The sequence below is a fragment of the Streptomyces sp. NPDC127114 genome, assembly GCF_042677525.1.
GTDB lineage: Bacteria > Actinomycetota > Actinomycetes > Streptomycetales > Streptomycetaceae > Streptomyces.
Genome location: NZ_JBHXTJ010000026.1, coordinates 35,202 through 57,719, shown reverse-complemented (window position 1 = coordinate 57,719; position 22,518 = coordinate 35,202). Strand labels below are relative to the sequence as shown.

At 68.5% G+C, this 22,518-nt stretch carries 19 protein-coding genes and 1 pseudogene; 11 read left to right on the top strand and 9 right to left on the bottom strand.

The window, feature by feature from the left end:
- Positions 1-50 precede the first annotated feature (50 nt).
- Entirely contained in the window at positions 51-1,112 is a 1,062-nt protein-coding gene (locus ACFVGS_RS24635; protein WP_385693681.1) for a tyrosine-type recombinase/integrase, read from the bottom strand.
- Positions 1,113-1,534: 422 nt separating this feature from the next.
- Between ACFVGS_RS24635 and ACFVGS_RS24630 the strand changes: the two genes are divergently transcribed.
- Positions 1,535-1,696 (top strand): hypothetical protein, encoded by a 162-nt coding sequence (locus tag ACFVGS_RS24630; RefSeq protein WP_385693680.1) that lies wholly within the window; start codon positions 1,535-1,537, stop codon positions 1,694-1,696.
- Positions 1,697-1,797: 101 nt separating this feature from the next.
- On the opposite strand, the gene ACFVGS_RS24625 is transcribed toward ACFVGS_RS24630, so the two are convergent.
- Together ACFVGS_RS24625 and ACFVGS_RS24620 are read right to left on the bottom strand one after the other, a co-directional pair.
- Positions 1,798-2,541 (bottom strand): helix-turn-helix domain-containing protein, encoded by a 744-nt coding sequence (locus ACFVGS_RS24625; protein ID WP_385693679.1) that lies wholly within the window; start codon positions 2,539-2,541, stop codon positions 1,798-1,800.
- A gap of 9 nt (positions 2,542-2,550) precedes the next feature.
- Complete coding sequence (locus ACFVGS_RS24620; RefSeq protein ID WP_385693678.1) at positions 2,551-2,826, bottom strand: hypothetical protein; 276 nt, start codon at positions 2,824-2,826, stop codon at positions 2,551-2,553.
- 1,215 nt (positions 2,827-4,041) lie between these two features.
- On the opposite strand from ACFVGS_RS24620, the gene ACFVGS_RS24615 reads away from it, so the two are divergent.
- The 4 genes from ACFVGS_RS24615 (at position 4,042) to ACFVGS_RS24600 (ending at position 7,023) form a co-directional block, all read left to right on the top strand.
- Positions 4,042-4,740 carry a restriction endonuclease gene (locus tag ACFVGS_RS24615; protein WP_385693677.1) on the top strand — a complete coding sequence of 233 codons (699 nt, stop codon included), beginning with the start codon at positions 4,042-4,044 and terminating at the stop codon, positions 4,738-4,740.
- A gap of 203 nt (positions 4,741-4,943) precedes the next feature.
- Positions 4,944-5,306 carry a PadR family transcriptional regulator gene (locus tag ACFVGS_RS24610; protein WP_385693676.1) on the top strand — a complete coding sequence of 121 codons (363 nt, stop codon included), beginning with the start codon at positions 4,944-4,946 and terminating at the stop codon, positions 5,304-5,306.
- Positions 5,303-6,058, top strand: a complete 756-nt coding sequence (locus ACFVGS_RS24605) for a restriction endonuclease (protein ID WP_385693675.1) — start codon at positions 5,303-5,305, stop codon at positions 6,056-6,058. Before ACFVGS_RS24610 ends, ACFVGS_RS24605 begins: the two co-directional genes overlap by 4 nt.
- Positions 6,059-6,342: 284 nt before the next feature.
- On the top strand, positions 6,343-7,023 hold the full coding sequence (locus ACFVGS_RS24600) for an HNH endonuclease family protein (RefSeq protein ID WP_385693674.1): 681 nt from the start codon (positions 6,343-6,345) through the stop codon (positions 7,021-7,023).
- Positions 7,024-7,193: 170 nt separating this feature from the next.
- Here the strand turns inward: ACFVGS_RS24600 and ACFVGS_RS24595 are convergent, their stop codons facing one another.
- The 4 genes from ACFVGS_RS24595 to ACFVGS_RS24580 all read right to left on the bottom strand — a co-directional run bounded on the left by ACFVGS_RS24595 (position 7,194) and on the right by ACFVGS_RS24580 (position 10,368).
- Entirely contained in the window at positions 7,194-7,712 is a 519-nt protein-coding gene (locus ACFVGS_RS24595) for a hypothetical protein (RefSeq protein ID WP_385693673.1), read from the bottom strand.
- A gap of 128 nt (positions 7,713-7,840) precedes the next feature.
- Positions 7,841-8,062 carry a DUF6207 family protein gene (locus tag ACFVGS_RS24590; protein ID WP_385693672.1) on the bottom strand — a complete coding sequence of 74 codons (222 nt, stop codon included), beginning with the start codon at positions 8,060-8,062 and terminating at the stop codon, positions 7,841-7,843.
- A 423-nt stretch (positions 8,063-8,485) separates the two neighbouring features.
- Entirely contained in the window at positions 8,486-9,556 is a 1,071-nt protein-coding gene (locus tag ACFVGS_RS24585; protein ID WP_385693671.1) for an integrase, read from the bottom strand.
- Positions 9,553-10,368: a helix-turn-helix domain-containing protein gene (locus tag ACFVGS_RS24580; protein WP_385693670.1), complete on the bottom strand. Its 816-nt coding sequence runs from the start codon at positions 10,366-10,368 to the stop codon at positions 9,553-9,555. The genes ACFVGS_RS24585 and ACFVGS_RS24580 overlap by 4 nt, the downstream gene beginning before the upstream one ends.
- Before the next feature lie 139 nt (positions 10,369-10,507).
- On the opposite strand from ACFVGS_RS24580, the gene ACFVGS_RS24575 reads away from it, so the two are divergent.
- The gene (locus ACFVGS_RS24575; RefSeq protein ID WP_384407987.1) at positions 10,508-10,717 is read left to right on the top strand and encodes a hypothetical protein; all 210 of its coding nucleotides are present in this window, start codon (positions 10,508-10,510) and stop codon (positions 10,715-10,717) included.
- Positions 10,718-11,118: 401 nt separating this feature from the next.
- Here the strand turns inward: ACFVGS_RS24575 and ACFVGS_RS24570 are convergent, their stop codons facing one another.
- Positions 11,119-12,273, bottom strand: coding sequence for an AraC family transcriptional regulator ligand-binding domain-containing protein (locus ACFVGS_RS24570; protein ID WP_385693711.1), 1,155 nt, complete (start codon positions 12,271-12,273; stop codon positions 11,119-11,121).
- 300 nt (positions 12,274-12,573) lie between these two features.
- On the opposite strand from ACFVGS_RS24570, the gene ACFVGS_RS24565 reads away from it, so the two are divergent.
- The 5 genes from ACFVGS_RS24565 (at position 12,574) to ACFVGS_RS24545 (ending at position 21,654) form a co-directional block, all read left to right on the top strand.
- Positions 12,574-13,020, top strand: coding sequence for a hypothetical protein (locus ACFVGS_RS24565; protein WP_384407991.1), 447 nt, complete (start codon positions 12,574-12,576; stop codon positions 13,018-13,020).
- A 143-nt stretch (positions 13,021-13,163) separates the two neighbouring features.
- The gene (locus ACFVGS_RS24560; protein WP_385693669.1) at positions 13,164-16,517 is read left to right on the top strand and encodes a hypothetical protein; all 3,354 of its coding nucleotides are present in this window, start codon (positions 13,164-13,166) and stop codon (positions 16,515-16,517) included.
- 114 nt (positions 16,518-16,631) lie between these two features.
- Positions 16,632-18,149 (top strand): trypsin-like serine protease, encoded by a 1,518-nt coding sequence (locus ACFVGS_RS24555; RefSeq protein WP_385693668.1) that lies wholly within the window; start codon positions 16,632-16,634, stop codon positions 18,147-18,149.
- Between the two features lie 1,203 nt (positions 18,150-19,352).
- Positions 19,353-20,573 (top strand): DNA/RNA non-specific endonuclease, encoded by a 1,221-nt coding sequence (locus ACFVGS_RS24550; protein ID WP_385693667.1) that lies wholly within the window; start codon positions 19,353-19,355, stop codon positions 20,571-20,573.
- 31 nt (positions 20,574-20,604) lie between these two features.
- On the top strand, positions 20,605-21,654 hold the full coding sequence (locus ACFVGS_RS24545; RefSeq protein WP_384407999.1) for a hypothetical protein: 1,050 nt from the start codon (positions 20,605-20,607) through the stop codon (positions 21,652-21,654).
- A 201-nt stretch (positions 21,655-21,855) separates the two neighbouring features.
- Here the strand turns inward: ACFVGS_RS24545 and ACFVGS_RS24540 are convergent.
- Positions 21,856-22,262, bottom strand: a pseudogene (locus ACFVGS_RS24540) (DNA polymerase III subunit alpha); the annotation flags it as partial.
- Positions 22,263-22,518 lie beyond the last annotated feature (256 nt).

The following is a 22,518-nucleotide window of genomic DNA, read 5'->3' as shown; positions in this document are numbered from 1 at the left end:
AGGCGGAGGGCCCCGGACGGTCGGCCGCCCGGGGCCTCTTGTCTGGTCTCCTACAGCACACCGTGCAGGGCGTTCTCCTTGAACCCGTCGTCGTCCTCGCGGTACGTCCGCATCACCCGGGAGCCGGGGACCCATCCGCCCTGCTTCTCGGCCTGGCGCTCGTCGTTGCCCGCGCGGGCGGACTCGGTGACGAGCCCGCGGCGGGGGCTGTGGCCGGTGAGCCGCTTCTCCAGGCCGGCGCGCTCGCCGAGGCGGGTCAGGACATCGCCGATGCCCTCGGCGCTGAGCCCCTCGTCGAGGACCGTCTCGCCGCCGGAGTGCACGTGCCGGAACAGCGGGTCATCGGGGCCAGGTCGGGAAACCTCGCGCCAGCGGCGCAGGGCCCGTACCGCGCAGAGGTGCGCGCGGGATCCGTAGGGGATCTGGACGACGCGGGGGAAGGTCTTGCTGACGCGGAGGTCGGAGACGAGTCCGCGGCCGTGCTCGTCCTCGGTCACATGCCGGTCGAATTGGGCGGCGAGCTCGTGCTCGCGCGCGGCGCACGCGAAGTGCGTGGTCATGATGGCCAGGTCACGGATGCCGGCGACGGTGTCCGGGATGGTGGGGACGATGCGCTCCATGTCGGAGACGAGCAGGGCGGGGGCCGGTCCGCGGCCGCGCTGTTCTCCGGCCTTCTCCATGGCCTTGACCTTGGCCTTGAGCAGCGCGCGAGCCTCGGCGCCCACGTGCCGGTCGAGGGTGAGGCGGCACTGCTGCCGCGCGGTGACGACGATGCCGGCCAGGTGCCGGTCGATGCTGGAGGGCGCCTTGAACGTGCCGCTCTTCCAGCCGGGCTGCGTCCAGGCCCATTCGACGAAGAGCACCAGGGTGCCGGCGGTGACGGCGGCCGGCGGCAGGCCGGTCTCCGCGCAGTAGCGCAGCCAGGTCGTCCAGTCGCCGCCGTACGCCTTGGTCGTGTTCGCCGGGCGGTTCGCGCCGACGTGCCGGGCGGCGGCCTGGTCGATCTCGGCAAGCCGGGCCTCGACATCGGGGGCGAACCGCTGCCCGGGAGCCGGGACGGCGATCTGACGGTCCGTGGTGCTCGTGGTGACCGACAGATGTGCGTTCGTCACTATCTCTCCCGAATGACTGTCATGCCCGTTGCCTGATCCCGGATATGTGTGTGGCCTGGGTTCCGGTCGCCTCTCCCGATCACTCAGGAGGCAGATCTCTGTCCCACGTCTCTTGGGGGCAAGCATCTTGAGCTCAAGACATATTCGTCGTCGCGTTGGGACATGCCGGAGTTGCGGTCCCGCCCGGGGCCGCTGCCCGCCTTCACGCGCGGGCATACGAAAGGGCCCGCCATGAGATGGCGGGCCCCACGCTGGGGAACGGCGCGCGGCCTGGACAACCTCGCCGTTCCCGAGATCGGAGCACCGTGAACGGGTACACCCAACACCCGCTTCCTGCCCACGAGCCTCCGCCCGGAACCAACGGGGAGGCCGTTCGGAGCACGGAGAGGCCCTCGGCAGACCTCAGGGGATTGCGCGTCGTCGTGGTGCTTTTGACAGCCGCCGTGATCGCGCTGGTGTGCGGAATCGTCGTGGCCACCCTGACCGCCTCGCTTCTGGTGGCGGCAGGGAGCGCGGGGGCCGCCTTCCTCGGCACCGCCGGACTCGGGATGACAATCGCGCAGTACCTGGCCTCGCAGCCTTGATCTGAACAAGAGGGCTCCACCGCTCTGATGAGGTGGCGGGGGCCCGGGAAACCAGACGGTCTCGGCAACCACGGTCGCCGAGACCATCGCGGTGTCCGCTGCTAAAGGATGAGATGCGGTGCCGCGGCCTGAACGGCCGCCAGCACGAGCCCGGAGTCAATGCTCTTCGCTACCTGGCGGAGCCTCCGCCGGATCGCACCCTGGCGCGAGGAGTGTTCCTGCGCCATGTTCAGCATCATGTGCTCGATCGTCTCCACGTAGTTGTCGCCCGTGCGGAGTTCCTTGATCTCCCTCGATCTGGACCAGGCGGCGAGCCATTCGTCGTGCGCCTTGGTGCCGGCCCGCACGCCACACCCCTCGATGAAGGCGGCCATCTGTTGCTGGCTCACCGGAAGCGTCCGGCGGTTGAGGATGCGGGAGATGCTGCTGAGTGGCAAGAGGTGACTGCCGCCGGCCCGCCGCGTCATCTCCCGGTAGGACGGGGACCCGGCATTCTTGTGGAGGGCAACCAGCCCGACGGCCAGCTCGTACGGGGCGAAGATCAGAAGAGGGTTGACGCGGGCACCACCGCCCCTTTCATCCCTGCGTGCGCGCTGCCGCATCGAAAGGGCCAGAGTGATCTTGGCGGGGCCGCTCGCGCATGCACTCAGGAAGGACACGACGGTGTGCTCCGCCGGGACGACCCTGCCGGATGCCGCGCGCTTGAGGGTGGCGGCGGAGACCCCTGTCCGCTCCGCCAGGTGGTCGTAAGTCAGCCCGCTTGCCCGGCGTTCCGCCCGCAGGAAGTCCGCGAGTTCGCCGCGGGAGGGCACGCTGTGGTCGACGGGATTCTCGGTGCGTCCCATGATGGGCCCCTACTGGGTGATCCGCAGGACGGCGGAGGCGAGTCCGGCAGCCAGGCGCCGGCCACCGCTCGCGACCAGGACCGCGGCGGTGCCGATCCCCGCGCAGTAGGCCAGCAGCGGGACGATCTCGTTCGTCGGCATGCCGGCCAGCGCCAGGACTGTGCCCAGGACGGGGAAGGCGATGATGCCGAGGACGAAGGGCAGGGACAGCCGGCTCTGCTCGGCCCCGGGCTGGGGCGGCGTGACCTGGCTGGCCAGGGTGGTGGAACGGACGGACTTAGGCACGGAGGTGCCCCTTCTACGAGTCGGCGGGCGAGGGCACACCTCGCTCGCCACATCTGACGGTGGCTGCAACCGACCAGCGAATTAAGAGAGTTGGCGCTCTCATCGCGGGTGCGCGGACATCATCTCAGACCACTTGCCATACGCCGAATGAGCAAGTACTCGGTAGGCACCTTTAGTTCAAAACCGTTCCCCATACTGGAGTTTTGGTATGAGACCGCAGAGGGCTCGAAATCCAATTCCGTGAGCACACGCGGCACGCCCCCCCACCTGCGGTTTTTCGGGACTCCGGGTTGCTGAGCGGATCAACGAGCGAGGCGCAGGTCACCCGGCGTCGATGACTCAAGTAAAGCGTCGGCGGCTTTCGCTCAGAACCGTTCAGGCCATGACCCTGAGAGGTTGGGGTGCGGGCTATATCCGTGTACACAGGTGAACTAAGACCCCTGACTACGAGTGGCTGCAACCGACTGAGCAGGGATTTCCTCCGGACCCATGTTGGCGCGTGGGCCCGACCGAGGCCGTCGTCTCCATGGAGACGACGGCCTCCGTGTTCCTGGGGCGGACGGCGGCCGGATCCGCGAGGTCCGGGAGACGGATACCCGGCAGCTCGTCGAGGAGGTCCGCCTGGGCGGGCGGTCAGGGACAGGGACATGCGGTCCCGTACCGAGCGCGCGGCGTGCGGTCACGCGGTCATCCTATGGCTGGGCGGAGTAGCGGCCCGTCGCCGCTGGTGACTGCAGACACCCATCAAGATCACGAAGAGCGATCGCCGCATGACGCTCTGTCAGTGCAGCGCTCTAAATTGGTACGTTGCGCCAGATGGGCGCGATCGACCAAGGGGAGGGGGGCTTCGGCCTTGCCGTTCATCAGGGAGTACACGAAGCAGGACGGGACAGTGGTCCGGAAGCACTGGAGGGCGCCGGCCGGGACGAGTAAGCAGGTTGGGATCGCGGGCGTCATCGTGACGGCCGTGTTCATCTTCGGGAGCTCGGGCACACCAGCCAGCGGCACAGGGGCGGGTACGGACCGGTTACCGGCGCCGCGGTCGTCGTCGGCGGTGACGTATCCGATCAAGTGGCCCAGCTGGGGCAAGCAGACGCCCCGGCCGGCTCCGACGGTGTCGTACCCGATCCGCTGGCCCGGATGGAAGGAGACCGCTCCGCGTCCGGTGCCCACCGTGTCGTACCCGATCAGGTGGGATCGCAGCGGGAGCGCCCGGTGAGCCGGCGCCCGCCCGCGCGGCGCCGCCCGGCCCGGCGGCGGTCACGGAAGACGTCCGGCGGCGAGCAGCTCGTCCTGGTGGTCGGCGGCCTGGTCGTCGCCTGGGCGCTCTTCATGGGCCTGCTCAGCTTCTTGGCTGCCCATCCGTGGGTGCTTGTCGTCCTGGTGCTGCTGGTCGGCGGGGCGGTGGCGGCCTGGGTGGTCACCCGGCAGAGGGCCGCGCAGTGGGAGCGGGTCAGGTCCCAGGGACTGCGGTACGCGCTGACGCAGCTGGACGCGCTGCATCACCGGCAGTTCGAGCACGCGGTGCGGGACCTGATGCGGCGCGACGGGTGCGCGGACGCGGTGCAGGTCGGTGGTGCCGGGGACAACGGCGCGGACGTGAAGGCGACCGACCCGTACGGGCGGCGCTGGGTGATCCAGTGCAAGCACCGGCGGGCCGGACTGGCCGGGTCCCCGGTCGGCACCCCGGACCTGTACGTCCTCAACGGCACCGGCCGGCCGGTGCACAAGGGCGACGTGGTCGTGCTCGTCACCAACGGGCGGTTCTCGAAGCCGGCCGTGGAGTTCGCCCGTTCTCAGCGGCTGCACCTGGTCGACCGCGCCGTGCTGGGTGAGTGGGCGAGCGGCTCGCGGCCGCTGTGGGAACTGCTGCGGGCGGTACCTCCGCCTCGTCGACCCACGCCCCTGTCCTGACGTCGACCTTGACTGGCATGAAGCCCCGGAGCGATCGCTCCGGGGCTTCATGGTGTCCGGCAGGGTCTCCTGGAGCGCACCGCACAATCGCGCAGGACGTCGCGTTCCTGGTGGCTCAGTTCCTCCTCGGCGAGGAGAGGGGGGCGAGAGCTCGTCGGCAAAAACCACTCCAAGCCCAACGCTATATATGTAGAGTTAGGGATATGAGCGCCCCTTTCCGAATCACGTCGACCACGCTCGACGTGCTTGAGGCCTTCCTCGCGTCGAGCGAGGAACTGCATGGCTTCGCGGTGGCGAAGGCCGCTGGCAAGCCCACAGGAAGCGTCTACCCGATCCTCGCGCGTCTTGAGCAGGCCGGCTGGTTGGGCAGCAGGTGGGAGGACGAAAATCCCCAGGAAGGCCGCCCAAGGCGCCGTTTCTACGAGCTGACCCCCAACGGCGCGGCGGAGGCCGAGCGCATCGTCATCGAACGGCGGGGCAGCTTGCCCAAAGCGACATCCGTGACCCAGCGGCCGCAGCCCTGGCCAAGCCTCGGGTTCCTGGTGCGCTGGGGGATGGCCCGATGAACGAGTTTCTCTCCAACCCCGCGATCAGCCTGCTGATCGGCCTGCTCCTGGCCGAAGGCACCGAGATTGCCCCGTGGATGGCCCGCCGAATCCTGGGCACTGCCGCTCGTCGAATCGGAAACCCGGAAGCAACCTCCCGGTACGAGGAGGAATGGCTGGCTCTGCTCGACGAGCGCCCTGGCAAGCTCCTTAAGCTCCTCTTCGCGATCAACATCCTGGTCTTCGCCATGCCACAGCTGCGCCGCGGCTACCGGAGGAAGAGGCGAGCCCTGAAAACCGAAGGGGAACAGGTCAAGTCCCCGAGGCTGCGCGACGCGCTGCTGCAGCTGGATGCACTGCATCACCGGCAGTTCGAGGACGCGGTGCGAGACCTGTTGCGACGCGACGGGTGCACGGACGCGGTCCAGGTCGGTGGCGCCGGAGACCTCGGCGCTGACGTCATGGCAACCGATCCCTACGGACGGCGCTGGGTGATCCAGTGCAAGCACCGGCGGGCAGGACTGTCCGGGTCCCCCGTGGGCAGCCCAGACGTGCAGGTCCTCAACGGCACCGGCCGTCCCGTGCACAAGGGCGACGTGGTCGTCCTCGTCACCAACAGCAGGTTCATGAAACCGGCAGTTGAGTTCGCTCGCTCCCAGCAGCTGCACCTCGTCGACCGCGCCGTACTGGGCGAGTGGGCGAGCGGCTCGCGGCCGCTGTGGGAACTGCTGCGAGAGGTGCCTCCTCCTCGCCGGCCCACGTCGTTGTCCTGACGTCGATCTTGACGGCATGAAGCCCCGGAGTGCTGGCTCCGGGGCTTCGTGGTGTCCAGCAGGGGTACGGTGCTGCCAATGTGACGTGGCGCGGTAGCGCCTGACGCGGTTTGGGTCGGCGACCAGCGCGATCTGCAGACTGCCACCGACATGAAGCGCGTGAAACCCAGCTCGTTTCGGACTACAGGAGCGGGACGTTTCTCCGGTGAACCAGATCGCCCGCCTGGACGAGTCTTGCGGTGATCACCGGACAGGAGGCCAGCCGGGCCGCTATTCATGCGTTCGTGATCAAGAAGTTTGCCCGCGGCATTGCCGCGCTCACCCTCGCCCTGACCCCGCTCGCCGTTCCGGCTTCCGCGCACGCTGCGGTTGCCCCTGGCGCCGCCCGGACCCTGCCCCTGACGTACGCGATCGACCAGATCCCTGTCACTGACGAGTCCCGCGCCGGCTACACCCGCGACAAGTTCAAGCACTGGAACGCCGGTCTCGACCCGGCCGACGGATGCCACACCCGCAACGAGGTGCTTTTGGCCGAGGCGACAGAGGCGCCCACGGTCGGGGACCGCTGCAAGATCGGCGAGGGCGAGTGGCAGTCGTACTACGACGAGCAGGAAGTCACCGACCCCGGCAAGCTCGACATCGACCACATGGTCCCGCTCGCCGAGGCCTGGGACTCGGGCGCCAGCGCCTGGACGTCCGCGCGTAGGGAGGCCTACGCCAACGACCAGGAAGCCTCGGCGTCCCTGGTCGCGGTGACGGCCCGGTCGAACAGGGCGAAGGCTGATCGAGACCCGGCCGAGTGGATGCCCCCGGCGCCGAACGCCACCTGCCGCTACCTCGGCGAGTGGGTCGCCACCAAGCTGCGCTGGGGCCTGTCGGCGGACCAGGCCGAGATCGACGCCATCAACGTCTACGCCGGCGGCCCGTGTGACGAGCAGGTGGTCCATTACACGGTGGCCCCGTAAGGGGAAAGCTTCAAGGGCGTGGCGTCGGAGCCACTTTGGGTCTTCCACGCCACGCCCTTGACCACCGCCCTCTGCCGCACAACTCCGCCGGCACCCCGCTGCCGTACGACGCCCTGAGCCCGCAGCGCAGAACCCGTACCTGCACGGGCCTGTCGCTGTGGGCGGGGAGCTCAGCAGGCGTAGGTGACGCCATCCCCGGCCGCGTTCCAGTTGCAGGTGCTGATGCTGCCAGTGGAGGTGTTGTCGTCGCGGCTGCCCGGCTTCTTCAGCCGAAGGTCGGGGTTCTTCACGGTGCTGGTGTTCAGCAGGGTGTGGAGGCCGTAACCGCGGTAGATGTGGTGGTTACCGCTGCTGTCACGGTAGTTGCGGCCGCTGCCGGTGTGGACGTAGGCCTTGGCTCCGGCCGGCAGGTAGTAGGTGGGCAGGGCGCGGCCGTAGGTGTTGGTGGTGATGTCAGGGATGTAGCCGCCGGTGTTGACGGTGCGGCTGGTGACGTTCTTGATGACGAAGTACTCGCCGTTCAGGTTCAGCGGGGTGCCGTTGCGGGTGTCGGCTCCCCAGGCGTTCGGCCGAACATGCGTGATCATCAGGGCGCCGGTGGTGGAGGCTGCCTGGCTCGGCGTGGCCAGGAGGCCCACGCTGAGTGCGGCGGAGGCGAGTGCGGCGATACGTACGGTACGGCTCATCATGGACCTATCTGGCGAAGGGGGGGCGGCATCTGAGAGTTGCGATCATCGCAGCCGAGGAGCGGCGGATGTGTGGAAACTGTGAAGTTCGGCCAGGAGCTGGCTGAGGCTACGTACGAACGAGACCGGTCCTAGAAATCTGGAGGGCCCGGTCGGCCCGGGCGCCGGATGTCCAAGTACACCCGCGACCGCACGCCTTCTTCGCCCGGCACACGCCACACCGGCGTGACGCCGGAGGTGGCCCACCACTGCTGGAGACCATTCATCACCACGCGAGCGGTCTCCTCGTCAGCGGCGGTGACGTCCATGACGACCAAGCCCGGCTCAGCGATGTGCTTCTCGTCGATCTGCATGCTCCCAACGACGCCAGCCCCGAGCAGGCTGGTTCGCCGGACCGGGGCGAAGCATCCGTACGAGTGAAGCGGCGCTGGCGAGACGAAGCTGCGCTGGGGCCTCACCGCGGTCAGGCCGAGATCGGCGACCCCGCGGAGTACCCCAGCGGCCATCAACGCCCCGGGCTTGAATCCGTCAGAGAGATCAGAACGCCAGCACGAAGGCAGTACCCGCCTTAAGCTCCCAGCGGCCAAGGACACCGGACTTCGGTTCGCCCGGATTCGGAAACTTGGGTTCGAATCCTGTTCGCGACAACGCTCCTTGGCCAAGTGGTATGCGCGGGCGACGCAGGGCGCCCGAGTCGTACAGCGCCGCCCTGCCCGCGCCGGAACCATGTGCTGTGCGCCCCGTGCCAGTACGCCGCAAGCAGTGAGACGCGTCGGTCAGTCGTCGTCAGGTGAGGCTGGCGGAGGCATTGTTGCCCCAGCGAGTGGACCTAGTCGCCCTGGTCCCGGCGATGGCGATGCCGTCCTCGCCCTTATTCCGGCCGGTGGAGCGAGCCCGATGCGCAGCGACTGCCCGGTCCAGGCGACCGGCACGCCGGCCCGCGTGGAGATGCGCTTGACGGCGCGGGTGACGGAGTCGGGCACCATGCCGCCGGTGACGCGCCCCCACCGGTCGATTCCGACGAAAGCCGGCGTCGACGGCTCGGCCCACCGTGCGCCGTGCTCGGCAACCAGACGGGCACGGTAGGCGACGTAAGCGCGGACCGGGCAGATTTCCGGGTCGTGGGCGTAGACGATCTTCGCGTTGCGCACCGAGTGCTTGGTCTTGCCGGTGAGCACGGCGACGACGAGGCCGTACGGGTGCTCCGTGACGTCGCCGGCGAGGAGCCCAGCCGGGTCCTGGGAGCGACTGGCGTAGTGGAAGCCGGTGAGGACGAGGGCCTTGTCGCGGTCGCCGGTGAGGGTATTGGGGCAGGCGCGGGCGACGGCGTACAGCCCGTCGATGTCGGCGCCGATTGCTTGGCCACGGCCGCGCCGTTCGCCGGCCTGAAGCAGCTGCAGGGTTAGGTCTTCGAGCGCCTTGCGGGCCGCTGCCTGATCATCGCCGGAGACCGCGGCGCCGCGCTGGCGCAGGCCGACGACGACGGCAGCAAGGTGAGTGGAGGCGGAGCTGGGGGCGTAGCCCTTCCCGTTGTGCTGGCCCTCGCGCAGCATCCAGGCAATGAACGCGACCAGGGTGCCGCGCGACCCCTCGTCCTCCGGCAGGCCGGAGGACACGCAGAACCGGGCCCACACCCGCCAAGACTTGGCGTAGGTGGCGGTGGTGTTCTCCGATGTGATCGCGGCGGCGACCGCGTCGGCGAAGTCCTCGGCCTCGGCCAGGTGCCGCGGGGCATCGACGCCGTGCCGCGCGGCCCACCGCTCGAACAGGATCTCCCGCTCGTCCGTCGGCACGGCGGATCGTGCCGCGCCCGGTGCCGCGGTTTCCCGGCCGCGCTCCAGGTTCATTCGCCCTCGTTCCGCTCGCCGTCGGCGAGGGGGATTTCAGCCAGTAGGGCTTTGATCCTGCGGTTCTGCTCTTGGATCTGGGTCTCCAGGGCGGCGATCCTGGCCTCGAGTTCGCTTGCCTGGCGCTGCGCCTCAAGGGCGGCGGCCTTTGCGGCATCGGCCTGCTGGCGGAGGGCCCGTAGTCCCGTGACGACGAGGGCGGACGACACGGAGCTGTCGCGGGCCAGGACCAGCTCCGTGGAGGGCCCCGGCGGCACGGCGTCTTCCGACTTCAGTTCGGCGCTGCGCCCCGGCTGAGGGACGGCCGGCGACACGGTCCCGTCGGTCGTGTCCATTGACGCGTCGGGACTTGCGCCCGCACCGTCCGGTCGGGCGGCCGCTGCCGCCTCGGCGGCCTGGCGTGCCAGGAGGGCCTCGATCTGAAGCATCCGTCGCTCATCTTCGCGCGACTTTGCCAAGAGCTCGGTGTTGGAAGAGGTGCCTGCAGCACCGCGCAGGGCGGCTGCGGCCGCCTCGTCGGCCCTGCGAGCCCGCACGGCTGCGTCGGCCCTTTGCCATAGCTCGACCCAGATGCGCCGTTCAGCCGGACGTACCTCCGCCCACATTTCCCGATGGAGCGTATCGACGATCACCATTAGGTTCTCAAGGCTCGGCAGCCGCTTACCGCTGAAGACGTGGTACACCGACGACTTGGCCATCCCGGCACGCGCGGCGATCCGGGTCAGCGGCTGTCGGGCCCGTGCACGCAGGTCTCGCAAGTGGCCGACCAGCTCGACGAGTTCCTCAGGCCCGTCGACAGGGAGCTCGCTCATGGGCCGTCCGACCATCCGTCTTGCCACCGCCTCTCATCTGGGCATTCGCATTGTCTCGAAATTGTCTCTACGATTCGAGACAATAGGCGCGGTGTCATACCGACACGGCGTCATCCTCCACCTATGCGCGGGAGTTCACATGCTCATCGCCGCCGGCTCCGCCCAGACCCCCTACGTCCTCATCGCACTCCTGGTGGGCCTGGTCGCGGGCGGTCTGGTGTTCCACATCTCCACCCGGCCGCCGCTCGACATGGCAACCGGTCCGGCGTTCCTCTCCGGCGGCGCGGCCGCAGCTGCGGCCGTCCCACTCGCCTTCGCGGTGCTGGAGCGGCTGGGCCTGCTGACCTGACCCGAGCACGACGCGCCCGCGGGGTGCCGGCCCGAGAGGACCGGCACCCCGCTCGCCGTTTCGGGCAGCCCTCCCCTCGCTTTCGCCGACAGGTCGTCATGTCCCCTTCTATCACGTCGGATAAAGAAAGCTTATCCGACGCGATGCCGCCCGTCCGGAAGCCTCCCGGCACTTGGTCGGCGAGAGTCGGCCGGAAAACGCTGCACAGGAAGGGCCCGCACTGTTGTGGTGGTGCGCAGCTTCGGCCGCACCACCACAACGGCGAGGACAGCCCGGTCGCAGCTCAGCGTGAGACGGCGTATCTCCCACTCCCCCGCCATCCGGTCCGGGCTCCGAACCGTATCCGGCGCACCGAGATCGGTAGGGGCGAGGCACACCCAACGCACGACACACAACGTCCATCAGCCGAACGATTCGCAGTCCCGCTTCGCACGGAGCACGGCGACAGGTTGTCCCGTCCAGCGTTGGACAGCGCGGCGTAGGCCGCCGGGGTCGGCGTAGCCGGCACGCCTGGCGACGGTTTCGAGGGTCATGTCGGTGGAGGTGAGCAGGCGCAGGGTGTACTCGCGCCGTACGGCCTGGAGTTCTTGCGACCAGGTGGTCTGGTGTTCCTCGAGGCGGCGCTGGAGTGTGCGGGTGCTGAGGGACAGTCGCTGAGCTAGGGCGCGCAGGGTGGGGATCTCTGTGTCCGGTGTAGCTCGGAGGGTGGCGCGGAAGACGTCGAGCCAGTCGCGCAGGGGAATGGCGTCGATAAGGGACTGCTCGGCGTGTCTTCGGAGTAGGGCGGACAGGCCAGGGACATGTGGTTGGGGAGTGGTGAGGTCGGCGGTTCTGAAGGTGATGGAGTTGACCGGGCTGGCGAAATCGATGACGCGGGTGCCATACAGCTCTACGAGGGTGTGGTGGGACTGCGGGGCTCGGGCCGCGAGGGCAACCTTGGTGGGTGTTATAGAACGGCGAGTAGCTTCGCTGATCCGCTGCCGAAGCAGGCCCAAGGCGTAGGCGCGTATGGCGGATGCAACATCGTCGGTGAGGTCGGCTGCATTGACGTGGCTGAGGGTGATTTGCTGATCGCTCTCCTCGATATGGAAGGCCTCCGTGCCGATGTCCGCCACTGTGGCGAGGAAGCGGCTGGCATCCCGGAGTCCTTCGAGTGGCGTTGGCGCCTGGGTGACGAGGTAGTCCCAGAGACCGAGGGAACCCAAGGTGCTCTGGCGGGCCATGTGGAGTGAGACCTCGCGCCACGGAGCTTGCAGGGTCATGAGCTCCCAGAGGCGGACATTGGTAGACGACGGAATGCGGTACCGGTCATCCGTCAAATACTCGGGCGCCATGCCGAGCAGGTCTGCGTACTTGGCCTGACTGACTCCGAGCTGCCTGGCAGCGGTGGCGTTGACACGGGTAAAGGCCGCGGGGGTCGTTCCAGGGTGCCCCGGCAAGGCCGTGGTAGCAGGGGGCGCCGGCTCGCATGTGTGAGTTGGTTGGCCGTGGCGCGTGAGGCTCTCCTCGTGGCGCGCCGGGCCCTTAGCTGGCTGCGGAATTCGGTCTAGCGTCATGTTTCGTCCATGGGGGATTGATCGCGGGCCCTGCGGCCGTAACTCGCTGTAGGTGCTGCGGTGCTGAGGCTTGGTGCGTTGCCGGTCCTTGGTGCCCGCGCCGGGGGCGGCACCTAAGCGGCAGCAAACGACCTCTCGCCTGTTGATCGCGTCCATGTCTAGACTTGATGTTAACCGAGTTCACAGCATCCGACGAGAGGGCTGCCCTCTGTCGGCGAGATGTCCGAACTATTCAAAGGACCCGATTTGAGCTACATGAGAAGAATTGCCACGTTGAGCGGGGTCGCTGCGCTGGCGGCGATGACTGCCCTGACCCTGTCCAACCCCGCCTCGGGAGCGCCGGGCGCGCTCGTTTCGGAGGACGTCCCGGGGTTCGCCGTCGAGGACTTCGGCTACCCGAACGCGGACGTCATCCTGCGGGAGAAGGGGATTGTGCTGAAGCGAGGCGACGGCCACATCACCCTCGCCGATTGCGGAAGCGAGACGGGCCTGCTGCAGATCATGCGGCGCCCCGAGGACGCGTATCCGGTCTGCTTCAAGGTGACCGGCGACTCGGGCTTCCTGACGATGGAGATCCCCTCCGTCTACGGAGTCAAGGGCAACGACTACGACACCACGGTCGACATGACCGTGGGCACGGAGGAGAAGTCGTTCGCCGTCAACCCGAACCAGTGGACGGCCGTGGGGGAGACGACCGACCCGGAGGGGCGCGAATACATGCTCGTCGAGATCCGGACGCAGAAGTAGAGCTCGCCGTCCGCTAAGCACCCGGGGCCGACGGCCCGCCCGAGGACCCGCGACAGGTCGCTGACCGCACACGATCCGTGCCGTCGTCGCCCCCGCGTGCCCGGACGCGACATCCGACCATTCGAACGAACGAAGGTTCTTGCGTGGAGACAACCTTCTGGAGTCGTCGGCGCTTCGTCACAGTCGTGACAGCCACTGCGGCCGCCGCGTCCACTCCAGCCTTTCTCGGTTCACCGGTTCGTGCGGACACCGCCTCCGACGACACCGGAGGCCTGCTCAACCTCCCGGATACGCCGCGGGCGAGGGCCGTACGTGCCTACATGCTCGGCGGCAAGGCCACCAGGGCAGCCGCCGCACTTGCTCTGAGCGGCACCGACAACGACATCACCGCCTTCCTCGCCGAGCAACTGCCAAGGACCACGGCGGAGGACAACCGCGTCGCCGTGTTCTCCTACCTCGCCCGGGGCGGAAAGGCGATCCGCAGGGATGCCTCTTCCGCGCTGGACGGAGGCGACGGTGCAGTCGCCGCCTTCGTGCGGGACGGCTACCGCCCCGCCATCACCGAAGACCTCCGTGTCGCGACTCTCGCGCTGGTGAACACCGGTGGAAAGGCCGTCAAGCGTGACGGCTCGGCCGCCATCGACGCCGGCACACAGGCCGCGCTCGAGGCATTCCTGACGACCGGGCAATACACCGCCCGCCTCGAAGACCTGCGCATCGAGGCCACAGCGAGCCTCATCAACGCCGGGCCTGAGGTCACCAAGTATGCGAACCGCGCCCTCAGCGGGACCGCGGACGACATCCAGTGGTACCTCGACACCGGGCAGCACATCGCCCGTGCCCGGGACCAGGAGGCCGCTTCCATCGAGCAGCTCGTCGCCGTCGTGATCCGTGAGACCCAGCGTGCCCAGGCCAAGACCGATCTCGCGATCGAGGCGTCGGAACGGGCTCTCACGGCTGCTGACGAGGCGAAGGCCGCAGCGGAGACAGCAGCGGCCGAGGCCGCGCTTGCCCAGGGGGACGTGAACAAGTCCGCCACCGCGGCAACGAAGGCAGCAAAGGCCGCTCAGGCAGCGGCCTCGGCCTCCCGTACCGCAATCCGCTCCTCCAACGCGGCCGTCGATGCCTCCCGCCGTGCCTCATCGGCGGCCACGGCCGCCTCCCAAGCCGCGGCCACCGCCGGAGCGGCCGCCTCCCGTGCCTACAAAGCGGCCATCGCCGCCTCCCAGGACGCTGCCAAGAGCGGCGAGGCCAAAAACGCCGCCGTGGCCGCTCGCAACGCGGCCACCCAGGCCCGTCACTCCGCCGCAGCCGCCGACCAGGCGGCCATCGCCTCTCAGCAGGCAGCCAGCGCGGGTGCCTCGGCCGCTTCCGCCGCACGCAACGCGGCCGCGGCGGCGAACGCCTCTGCGCAGGCCGCCGCAGCCGCCGGCGCGGCTCAGGGCCAGGCGGCGGAAGCGAAGCAGCAGGCGCAGATCGCCGACACTGCCGCTCAGCAGGCAACCGCCGCAGCCGTCACGGCCCAAAACCTCGCCACCACCGCCGCCACCTCCGCGCGCGCGTCGCGGGACGCCGCGAACTCGGCCGCCGATCACGCGGAGAAGGCAGCGGCTGCCGCCGAGCATGCGGTCGAGTACGCCGGCCAGGCCATCGACTTCGCCAACAAGTCCACGGCCTTCGCCGCCGAGGCGGTGAAGGCCGCCGACGCGGCCACCAAGGCAGTCATGGACGCCGAAGAGGTGGCACTCAAGGCCCGCGAGGCCGAGCTGGCAAGCCTGGAAGCCGACAAAAAGCAGGCCATCGAGGAAGCACGCGCGCTGGCCAGGGCCGATGCCGCGGACCGGGCGGCCGCTGCCAGCAAGCGCACCCAGCAGCAACAGACTGAAGCCGCCACCAGGGACCTGATCAGCCGCGCGGAACAGGCCCTTGGCGATGGCGACATGAACCTCGCCGCCACCCTCGGGCGCAGGGCCGCTATTGCCCTGCTCGACTCCAAGGGCACCTGGACTCGCGAGGCCGCCGGCTTCGCACTCGCGGGCAGCGACTGGGACGTGTACTCCTGGATCGACCTCGACCGCTCCCTCGCCGAAGCACAGGACAACCGTGAGACGGCCCTGTACATCGCCCAGGTCTCCGATCCCACGGTCGCCGCGGCCGCCGCCGCGGCTCTGGCCAACGGCAGCGCTCAGGCCGTAGGGGACTTCAACACCTCCGGCGTTCTCCGGGCCCGGGCCACCGAGAACCGGATCAACATCTTTCGAATTCTGAACGCCAATCCGGGCACGGCTGTCATCCGCGCAGGCAACGACGCCCTCAACTCCAACACGCCCCAGTCGCTCCAGACGTTCTTCGACACGGAGCTCGAGACAGCGGTGAGGGAAGATGACGCCGTCACCGTCACCTCTCTCCTCACTGCTGCAGGCCCCTACACGCGGTCGTACTCCGAGGTGGCGCTTGTAGGGCCCGGCTGGATGAGGCGCGACTTGGTCGGGCGTCTCCAGTACAGGACTGCCCAGCTCGACCACGACTCCCTCAGCCACCAGTCGGCCATCAAGGGCGTCCTCGCCGCCGCCCATAAGCTCGCGTTGGAGGCACAGAAGGACGCAGCCCTCGCCTCCAAGGTGGCGGCGGACGCGCGCAAGGCCGGACAGGAGGCGCAGGAATGGGCTGACAAAGCCGTGGCCGCAGCCAATGAGGCCTCCACCTACGCCGCCCAGGCACAGGCCAACGCCGACGCCGCGGACAAGTCCGCCGCCGACGCACAGGCATCCGCCGCGAAGGCCAAGACCGCGTCTACCACCGCGCAGGGAGCCTCCAGAGCCGCGAACTACTCCGCCAACCGTGCCATCGATGCCGCGCGCAATGCGGTGGCGTCCTCCGCGCAGGCCCGTGGTTCGGCAGCCAGCGCACACAACGCAGCCGTGACAGCAGGTCAGAACGCGAATGCCGCCGCCACCGCCGCCAGCCAGGCCCGCCAGACCGCGCTGAACATGCGCGCCCAGGAAATAGCCGAGCAGGCTGCCCGGGCCGCCGAGCAGGCGAAGAAGGACCGCGACACCAAGACCAATCCCTCGGACACGCCCGAGAACGACCAGGTCAACCCCAACGGATCCCAGACCGAGCAGGAGCAGTGGTGGGAGGACGCGAAATGGTGGGCTAACGCCTCAGGGAAGGTCGCCACGGCCACCGGCCTGCTCGCGGCCGGCTTCGGAGTCGCTTCCCTCTTCCTGCCGGCGGCACCTGTCACTCTCACCATCGGCGCTGTCCTCGGCGGCGTCTCTCTCCTGGCGGGCGGCATCAGCGTCGTCGCCACCGGTATCGAGTACGGCTTCACCAGCGGCGCGTTCCTCAACTCTGCCGGGGACTTCGCGCTAAACCTCATCACGCGCGGAGGCGGCGGAGTCGTCGTCCCGGCGGTGAAATCCGTCGCCAAGAAGGTCGGAGAGGTCGTCGACGACGTCCTGTCCGAACCAGTCCGCCAGTTCGTCTGCCGATAAACCCGCACGTCAGCTACACGGTCCGGCACCGCCAGGGCACCGCGGCGACTCCATCGCGCCGCCGCGGGAACCGGCGACCGGCCGGCACACCTTCAGCATCCTTCGGAGAAACACATGTCGCAGTTCAAAAGACGCCTCCAGGCGTCCGCCGCCATCGCCTTCGGCGCGGTGGGCCTGAGCCTGCTCGCCTCCCCGTCCCAGGCCCTGCCGGGCCCCGACGCGACGGCAGCCCACAACTTCACCGCCCGCATCCTCGTCGGCGACTCCGAGCGCGCCTGCACCGGGACGCTTGTCTCCCAGCGATGGGTCCTGACCGCCGCGACCTGCTTCGCCGCCGACGGCAAGCCCGCGGCCGGTAAGCCCGCCATCGCCACCACCGTCACCGTTGGGCGTACCGACCTGACGCAGACCACGACCGGCGCCGTGCGCACGGCGGTCGAGCTCGTCCCCCACGCCGATCGCGATCTGGTGCTGGTGAAGCTGAGCACCGGCGTCGCCGGCGTAAAGCCGGTCGCCCTGGCCACCACGCCCGTCACGGCCGGCCAGGCCGTCACCGCCGCCGGCTTCGGCCGCACGAAGACCACCTGGGTCCCCGACAAGCTGCACACGGGCGCGTTCACCGCCACCGGTGACAGCTCCGCGAACATCGTTCTGACCCCCGCCGGCGACGCCGTGATCTGCCAGGGAGACGCCGGCGGTCCGATCCTGCGTGCTAACGGCCAGACCCAGGAACTGGTCGGCGTGGCCAGCAGGTCCTGGCAGGGCGGCTGCCTCGGCACCCCCGCCACCGAGACCCGCACCGGCGCCGTCGCCACCCGAATCGACGACGTCCGCGCCTGGATCACCAGCAACGTCACCCCCGTCCCGGGTGACATGAGCGGCGACAACAAGCCCGACCTCGTCGCGGTCGACGACACCGGGAAGCTCTTCCTCTACCCCGGCACCGGCACCGGCGCGCTGGGGACAAGGATCCAGATAGGCTCCGGAGGATGGAGCGGCGCCTCGGTGACTCACCGCGGCGACTGGACCGGTGACGGCATGGAGGACATCGTCGCCGTCGTCGCCGGCGAGCTGCGCGTCTACCCCAACCGCGGCGACGGCACCCTGGCAGCGCCGATCAAGATCGGCACGCTGCCCACTACCGCCCGCATCGTCGGCATCGGCGACACCACCCTCGACGGACAGCCCGACCTCCTCGCCACCTACGACGACAAGCTGTACCGCTACGCTGGCACCTCCGCCCCGACCCCGTCCGTGGGCGCACCCCTGCTCATCGGCACCGGCGGCTGGAACGTCATGACGCTGACCGCCCCCGGTGACGCCAACAAGGACGGTCGCGTCGACCTCCTCGCCCGCGACACCCGCGACGGCATCCTCTACAGCTACCTCGGCCAGCCCAACGGCACCTTCAGCGACCGCACCGAGTTCGGCCGCGGCTACACCGTCACCAACCGGCCCCTCATCGCCGGCGCCGCCGACGCCGACCGAAACGGAGTCGCCGACATGTGGGCCACCGCCGGCGACGGCACCCTGAAGTTCTACAAGGGCGGATCCGACATCCACGGCCCGATCGACGGCCCGAGCATCGAGGTCGGCACCGGCGGCTGGGGCGCCATCAAGTCCATCAGCTAGCCACGCTGCAAAAAGACCGCACTACCACAGCCTTCGCGTCGAACGCCTCCGTTTCCCCTCTCGACCGGAAACGGAGGCGTTCCCAGGCACGGATCGCGGTCCCCACGCTCGCCCCCCCCCTAGCGCCCCAACCCGCCGGTACACGTCCCCACAAACCCAGCCCAGCCTCACAGACTCGGGCAACGGTGCGACGCAGCGCCAGCGAGGGGGCACGGGCGAGCAAGGCTCCCGACACCTTTCGCCTTACCCCATGCCGCCGACAGGGCCCCGACGCTGCCCATCCCCACGGGCAGGACGCATCACCACTGGCTCACGTCGCACCAGGTCACTGCCCACCCGAACGATGGCCTGCTGTCGTCATGGTCGCTGCGCTGCGTCGCGCTCGTCCCGGCTTCGGTCAGGCCGGTTGCAGACGACGTTCTCTGCCCCAGCAACCAGACACACCGGTGCGACCACCGTCACCGAAGAACCGTTCACGAAAGGACGGTAATGAGATCACTCGTGCGTCTCAGACGTACTCGGCAGACCGCTTCGTCGCTTCTGCTCGTTGCAGCGATAGGTCTCTCCACCACTGCGATGAGCCCCGCAGAACCGGCCCCGGACGTTCCCCGTCGAGTTGCAGGACTCGATCCGTCCCGTCCTCCTGCCGCTCCAACACTCATGAAGACCAGCCCTCTGACAACGGCACCTGGGCAGCACTGCGAACCTGCCAGCCCGCAGGAACGGGCGGTAGGTGCCACAGAAAAGTGCGTCATTACACGTCCCGCGTCCAGGCCGAAGAAGCGCTCGGCGACCTCCACGTCCGGTTCGACAAGCCGCGCAAGCCTTCTCACTGCCGACAGCATGGGCAGCTGCGGGGTGGCGAACCCCGGATCCTGGACGTACGAGCGTTTCCAGTACTGCGTGACAGGGATAGAGGTCCTCTACACGCTGAGAAATGAACAAGGAACGACGATCGGGACAGGAACGCTAGAAGTCTCCAGCAGCGCAGCCCTTCCCGCGAATGGCACGACATGGAATGAAAACGTGTCAGTGACCATGACGAAGTCCACCGGAAGCGTCACCAGTCTCGGCGCCAAGTTCAGGTCAGCCTGTACCGCGGGATGTACGGCAACGAAGACGGCACCGTGGTACAGCGCCAGCCTGGTCGTGGGACAGTCCGTCAGCGGGACCGTCTCCTACTCCTCGAGCCCAGCTCCCGGTGTGCAGCTCGAGTTCGAGACGTCTTACAAGCTCTATGTGACCTCGGCCGGCGCCCAGGCCACGGACCCGAACGCGTCCTGGACGAACCCGCGCAAGATCCGCTGTGACCATGCGGTCGGGGGCTCCTCGTCGGCGGGCTGTGTCGTCCCCTCGGTCATGCCCGTCGTACCGATGAGCGCGCAGAGCTCCGACCCCGGCGGCGCCGTGGCTGCCTATGAGTGGGCGCAGAAGAACCTCAATGACGCCTGGGGCAAGGGCAAGCCGCTGACCCGGTCGACGAGCGGCGTGGCTGGCCGCACAGCCAGTACCTGCGGAGGATTCACGGCGCTGACGGACCTCGTCGACACCGATACCTGTGGTGAGTTCCCCTTCGCCGAGGCGAAGGAGGGCGGAACCGCCGGCGCCCAATGCGTTGAGGTGATCCCCAACCTTGGCAATGGCGAATGGGACACCTACGTGCTGGGAAACAGCAAGGAATTGGACAAATCCAGTCCCTGCGTGCGCGCCCACGTCCCCGCCGCCGCGAAGCAGTTCGCGGACGCGCAACTCGCCAACGGCTTCGCGAACCAGCGGGTGATCGACGCAGACCAGTTCGAGGTCGCGTTTACGACGCCGGACACCGGCCCGCACGGCCGCTGCCTGGACACTACGCCGGCCGGTGCTCTTCCCAACGGCGACGGCTGGATCTTGAACACCACTGAAGCTGTCCCCCACGTCAATAAGACGACCGACCCACTCGGTCTGCCCGGTCAGCGGCCGACCCGGGCACAGGCATGCATCGGGAGGACGACTACCAAGGGCACCGCTGCACAAGGAGACATCACAGGGTGGCAGGACGCGCTGCTGTTCAACCAGGCGAACCCTCCCACTTCCTCGCAGGCCCGGTGCCACCTGATCGCGAACATCATCGGCGGAAGGGGCATCCAGACTAATCTCGTCCCGTGCTGGCAGCAAGGGATGAACACCGGCACGCCCAGCATGCGCACCTACGAGACCATGGCACAGAACCTGATTCAAGGAGGCGTCTCCACCTTCGGAATGGACGACGCGATCTTCTACCAGGTGACGCCCGTCTATAAGGACGCCACCAGCACAATCCCGGTGGGAGTCACCATGAACGCCAATATCGAACGTGCGAATGGGACAACTGAGGAACTGTTCCCCAACGTCTACGTCCCCAACACCAAGGGGGACACCGGGTTGCTCAACCTCGGTAACTGATCACAGCCAGATCGCGCCATCGGGAGCCAGCATGAACTTCACTACCCCGCCGCGGCCACTCAACGTGGCTGCGCTCATTCCTGAACTGGCCCCGCTGGCGCGCACGGCGACCCGGCTTCATCCCCGGCCTGGGTCTCCGACCGTGCACGACAGCTCCGTCGGCGGACCGCTCCTGTGGCCCGCCGACGAGCCGTGGCCACACTGCGCAGGACCGCACGACCGTCGCGTGGCAAGCGGCGTGACGCACTCTCCGGACGACATCCGGCTGCTGCGTCGCCACCGTGCAGCAGCAGCCGAGCGGCGGCTCCGCAACCCCAACGAACCCACGATCACGCCCGAAGAACTGGAGACGGAGCAGCAGCTCAGCGCGGGCCGCCCGTGGTTCGACGGCCCGATCCCCATGCTGTCCGTGGCCCAGTTCTACACCCGCGACGTCCCTCTCCCGACCTGCCCTCCCCAAGCCGACCTTCTGCAAGTCCTGTGGTGCCCCTTCGATCACACGATGGCACACCCCCGAACCACCCTCTTGTGGCGTTCCTCCGCCACCGTCACCGACATCCTCGATACCCCGCCCGAACCGCCCGTGATCCAGGAGCGCTGGTACCTCCCGGAACCGTGCCTGCTCGCACCGGAGAAAATCACCGAGTACCCCAACCCCATGGAGCTGAGCAAGGAACTGCAGGACCAGTTGGGCGACGTGAGCCGGTGGGAGAGGGCCGTATCTCTGGGTGACGGCAGCACCTACACGGGCGCCCCCCAGGAGTTCTACTTCAACAATCTGTGCCACGCCCCTGGATGGAAGACCGGCGGCTGGACCCGCTGGGGTCTCACCGACCCCATACCCCGCCGCTGCCCCGAATGCGGAACCGAGGCAATCCCCCTCGTCACCATCGCGTGCGCAGAATGGGACTCCAGCACTGAGAGCTGGATTCCAGACGAGGAACGAACCAACCCCACTCCCCTTCTCCTCGGCACCCCACCCGCGAACTTCACCCTCATCGACATCGCCGGCGGCTACGACCTGCAACTCCACGCCTGCCCAACGTACCCAGGCCATCCGCACATCGAACTGATTCAGTAAGCTACGGCACTTCACCTCGCTCCCTCGTTACGTGGGCACAACCAGCCTTCCCTCACCGCCATGCGCCACCACATCGGCTGTGCCTTCGACGTCGCAGTCCCAGAATCAGATGGCTCCGGTGAGGTCGACGCTGCTCGAACAGCTCCTCGCGCCGTTCGGCAGGGTGGAAGTGGATACGGACGATCGCCCGCGAACGCTGCGTCATCCGGAGCTCCCTTGCGAGCGGTGTCCGAGGTGGGTGAGTTCGGCGGATCGGGTGCCGGCGGGCTGGAGGTCGGCGTAGGGGTGGAGGCGGGCGCCGGCGGCGCCGTCCGGATCGTCCGCGACGCCTGGGCAGGCGTCGGTGCGCCGGGGTGGCCTGGCCAAGGATGTCGAGAACGGCCTGTGGGCCGTGCGTTGCCTGCGCTGCGGCGAGTTCGTCGAGGTCCCACACCAACTCTCCGACCACGGAGGGCGCGGGCCGCGGGCTTCGACGTTGCCGCGCACGAGCAGGAGTCCTTTGTGCCGTCTTCGAGGGTGACGAAGATGATCCTCTTGCCCGAGGCGACGGGCGGTGTCTGGGTGGAGGCGCGGACGCCGGCGACGAGTACGCCCTGGCCGGGGCGCATCGTGCGGCGGTTAAGACGCGGATCGAAGACGCCCGCCAAGAAGACGGCGACGAAGAAGACCGCCGCAACACCCCGGCGTCGAAAGTCGGCGTAAGGGCTTGACGGACTCTGGCCTCACCGACTCCGGCCTTGGAGCACTTCGGTACAACCGTTGACTCTTGCAGAGAACGACGAAGCCCCACCTCTCAAGGAGGGGGGGCTCGTTCGACGCCCTGCGGAGCCGACCGCAGGGGTACTGTTCTGGTGTCGAGTCAGA

What these genes read in the sequence shown, in the direction of transcription:
- ACFVGS_RS24580 (WP_385693670.1), bottom strand. Translation starts at nt 10,368, where the DNA reads ATGAGCGAGCTCCCTGTCGACGGGCCTGAGGAACTCGTCGAGCTGGTC.
- ACFVGS_RS24610 (WP_385693676.1), top strand. Translation starts at nt 4,944, where the DNA reads ATGAGCGCCCCTTTCCGAATCACGTCGACCACGCTCGACGTGCTTGAG.
- ACFVGS_RS24590 (WP_385693672.1), bottom strand. Translation starts at nt 8,062, where the DNA reads ATGCAGATCGACGAGAAGCACATCGCTGAGCCGGGCTTGGTCGTCATG.
- ACFVGS_RS24565 (WP_384407991.1), top strand. Translation starts at nt 12,574, where the DNA reads ATGACTGCCCTGACCCTGTCCAACCCCGCCTCGGGAGCGCCGGGCGCG.
- ACFVGS_RS24625 (WP_385693679.1), bottom strand. Translation starts at nt 2,541, where the DNA reads ATGGGACGCACCGAGAATCCCGTCGACCACAGCGTGCCCTCCCGCGGC.
- ACFVGS_RS24555 (WP_385693668.1), top strand. Translation starts at nt 16,632, where the DNA reads ATGTCGCAGTTCAAAAGACGCCTCCAGGCGTCCGCCGCCATCGCCTTC.
- ACFVGS_RS24585 (WP_385693671.1), bottom strand. Translation starts at nt 9,556, where the DNA reads ATGAACCTGGAGCGCGGCCGGGAAACCGCGGCACCGGGCGCGGCACGA.
- ACFVGS_RS24570 (WP_385693711.1), bottom strand. Translation starts at nt 12,273, where the DNA reads ATGACGCTAGACCGAATTCCGCAGCCAGCTAAGGGCCCGGCGCGCCAC.
- ACFVGS_RS24545 (WP_384407999.1), top strand. Translation starts at nt 20,605, where the DNA reads ATGAACTTCACTACCCCGCCGCGGCCACTCAACGTGGCTGCGCTCATT.
- ACFVGS_RS24575 (WP_384407987.1), top strand. Translation starts at nt 10,508, where the DNA reads ATGCTCATCGCCGCCGGCTCCGCCCAGACCCCCTACGTCCTCATCGCA.
- ACFVGS_RS24595 (WP_385693673.1), bottom strand. Translation starts at nt 7,712, where the DNA reads ATGATGAGCCGTACCGTACGTATCGCCGCACTCGCCTCCGCCGCACTC.
- ACFVGS_RS24605 (WP_385693675.1), top strand. Translation starts at nt 5,303, where the DNA reads ATGAACGAGTTTCTCTCCAACCCCGCGATCAGCCTGCTGATCGGCCTG.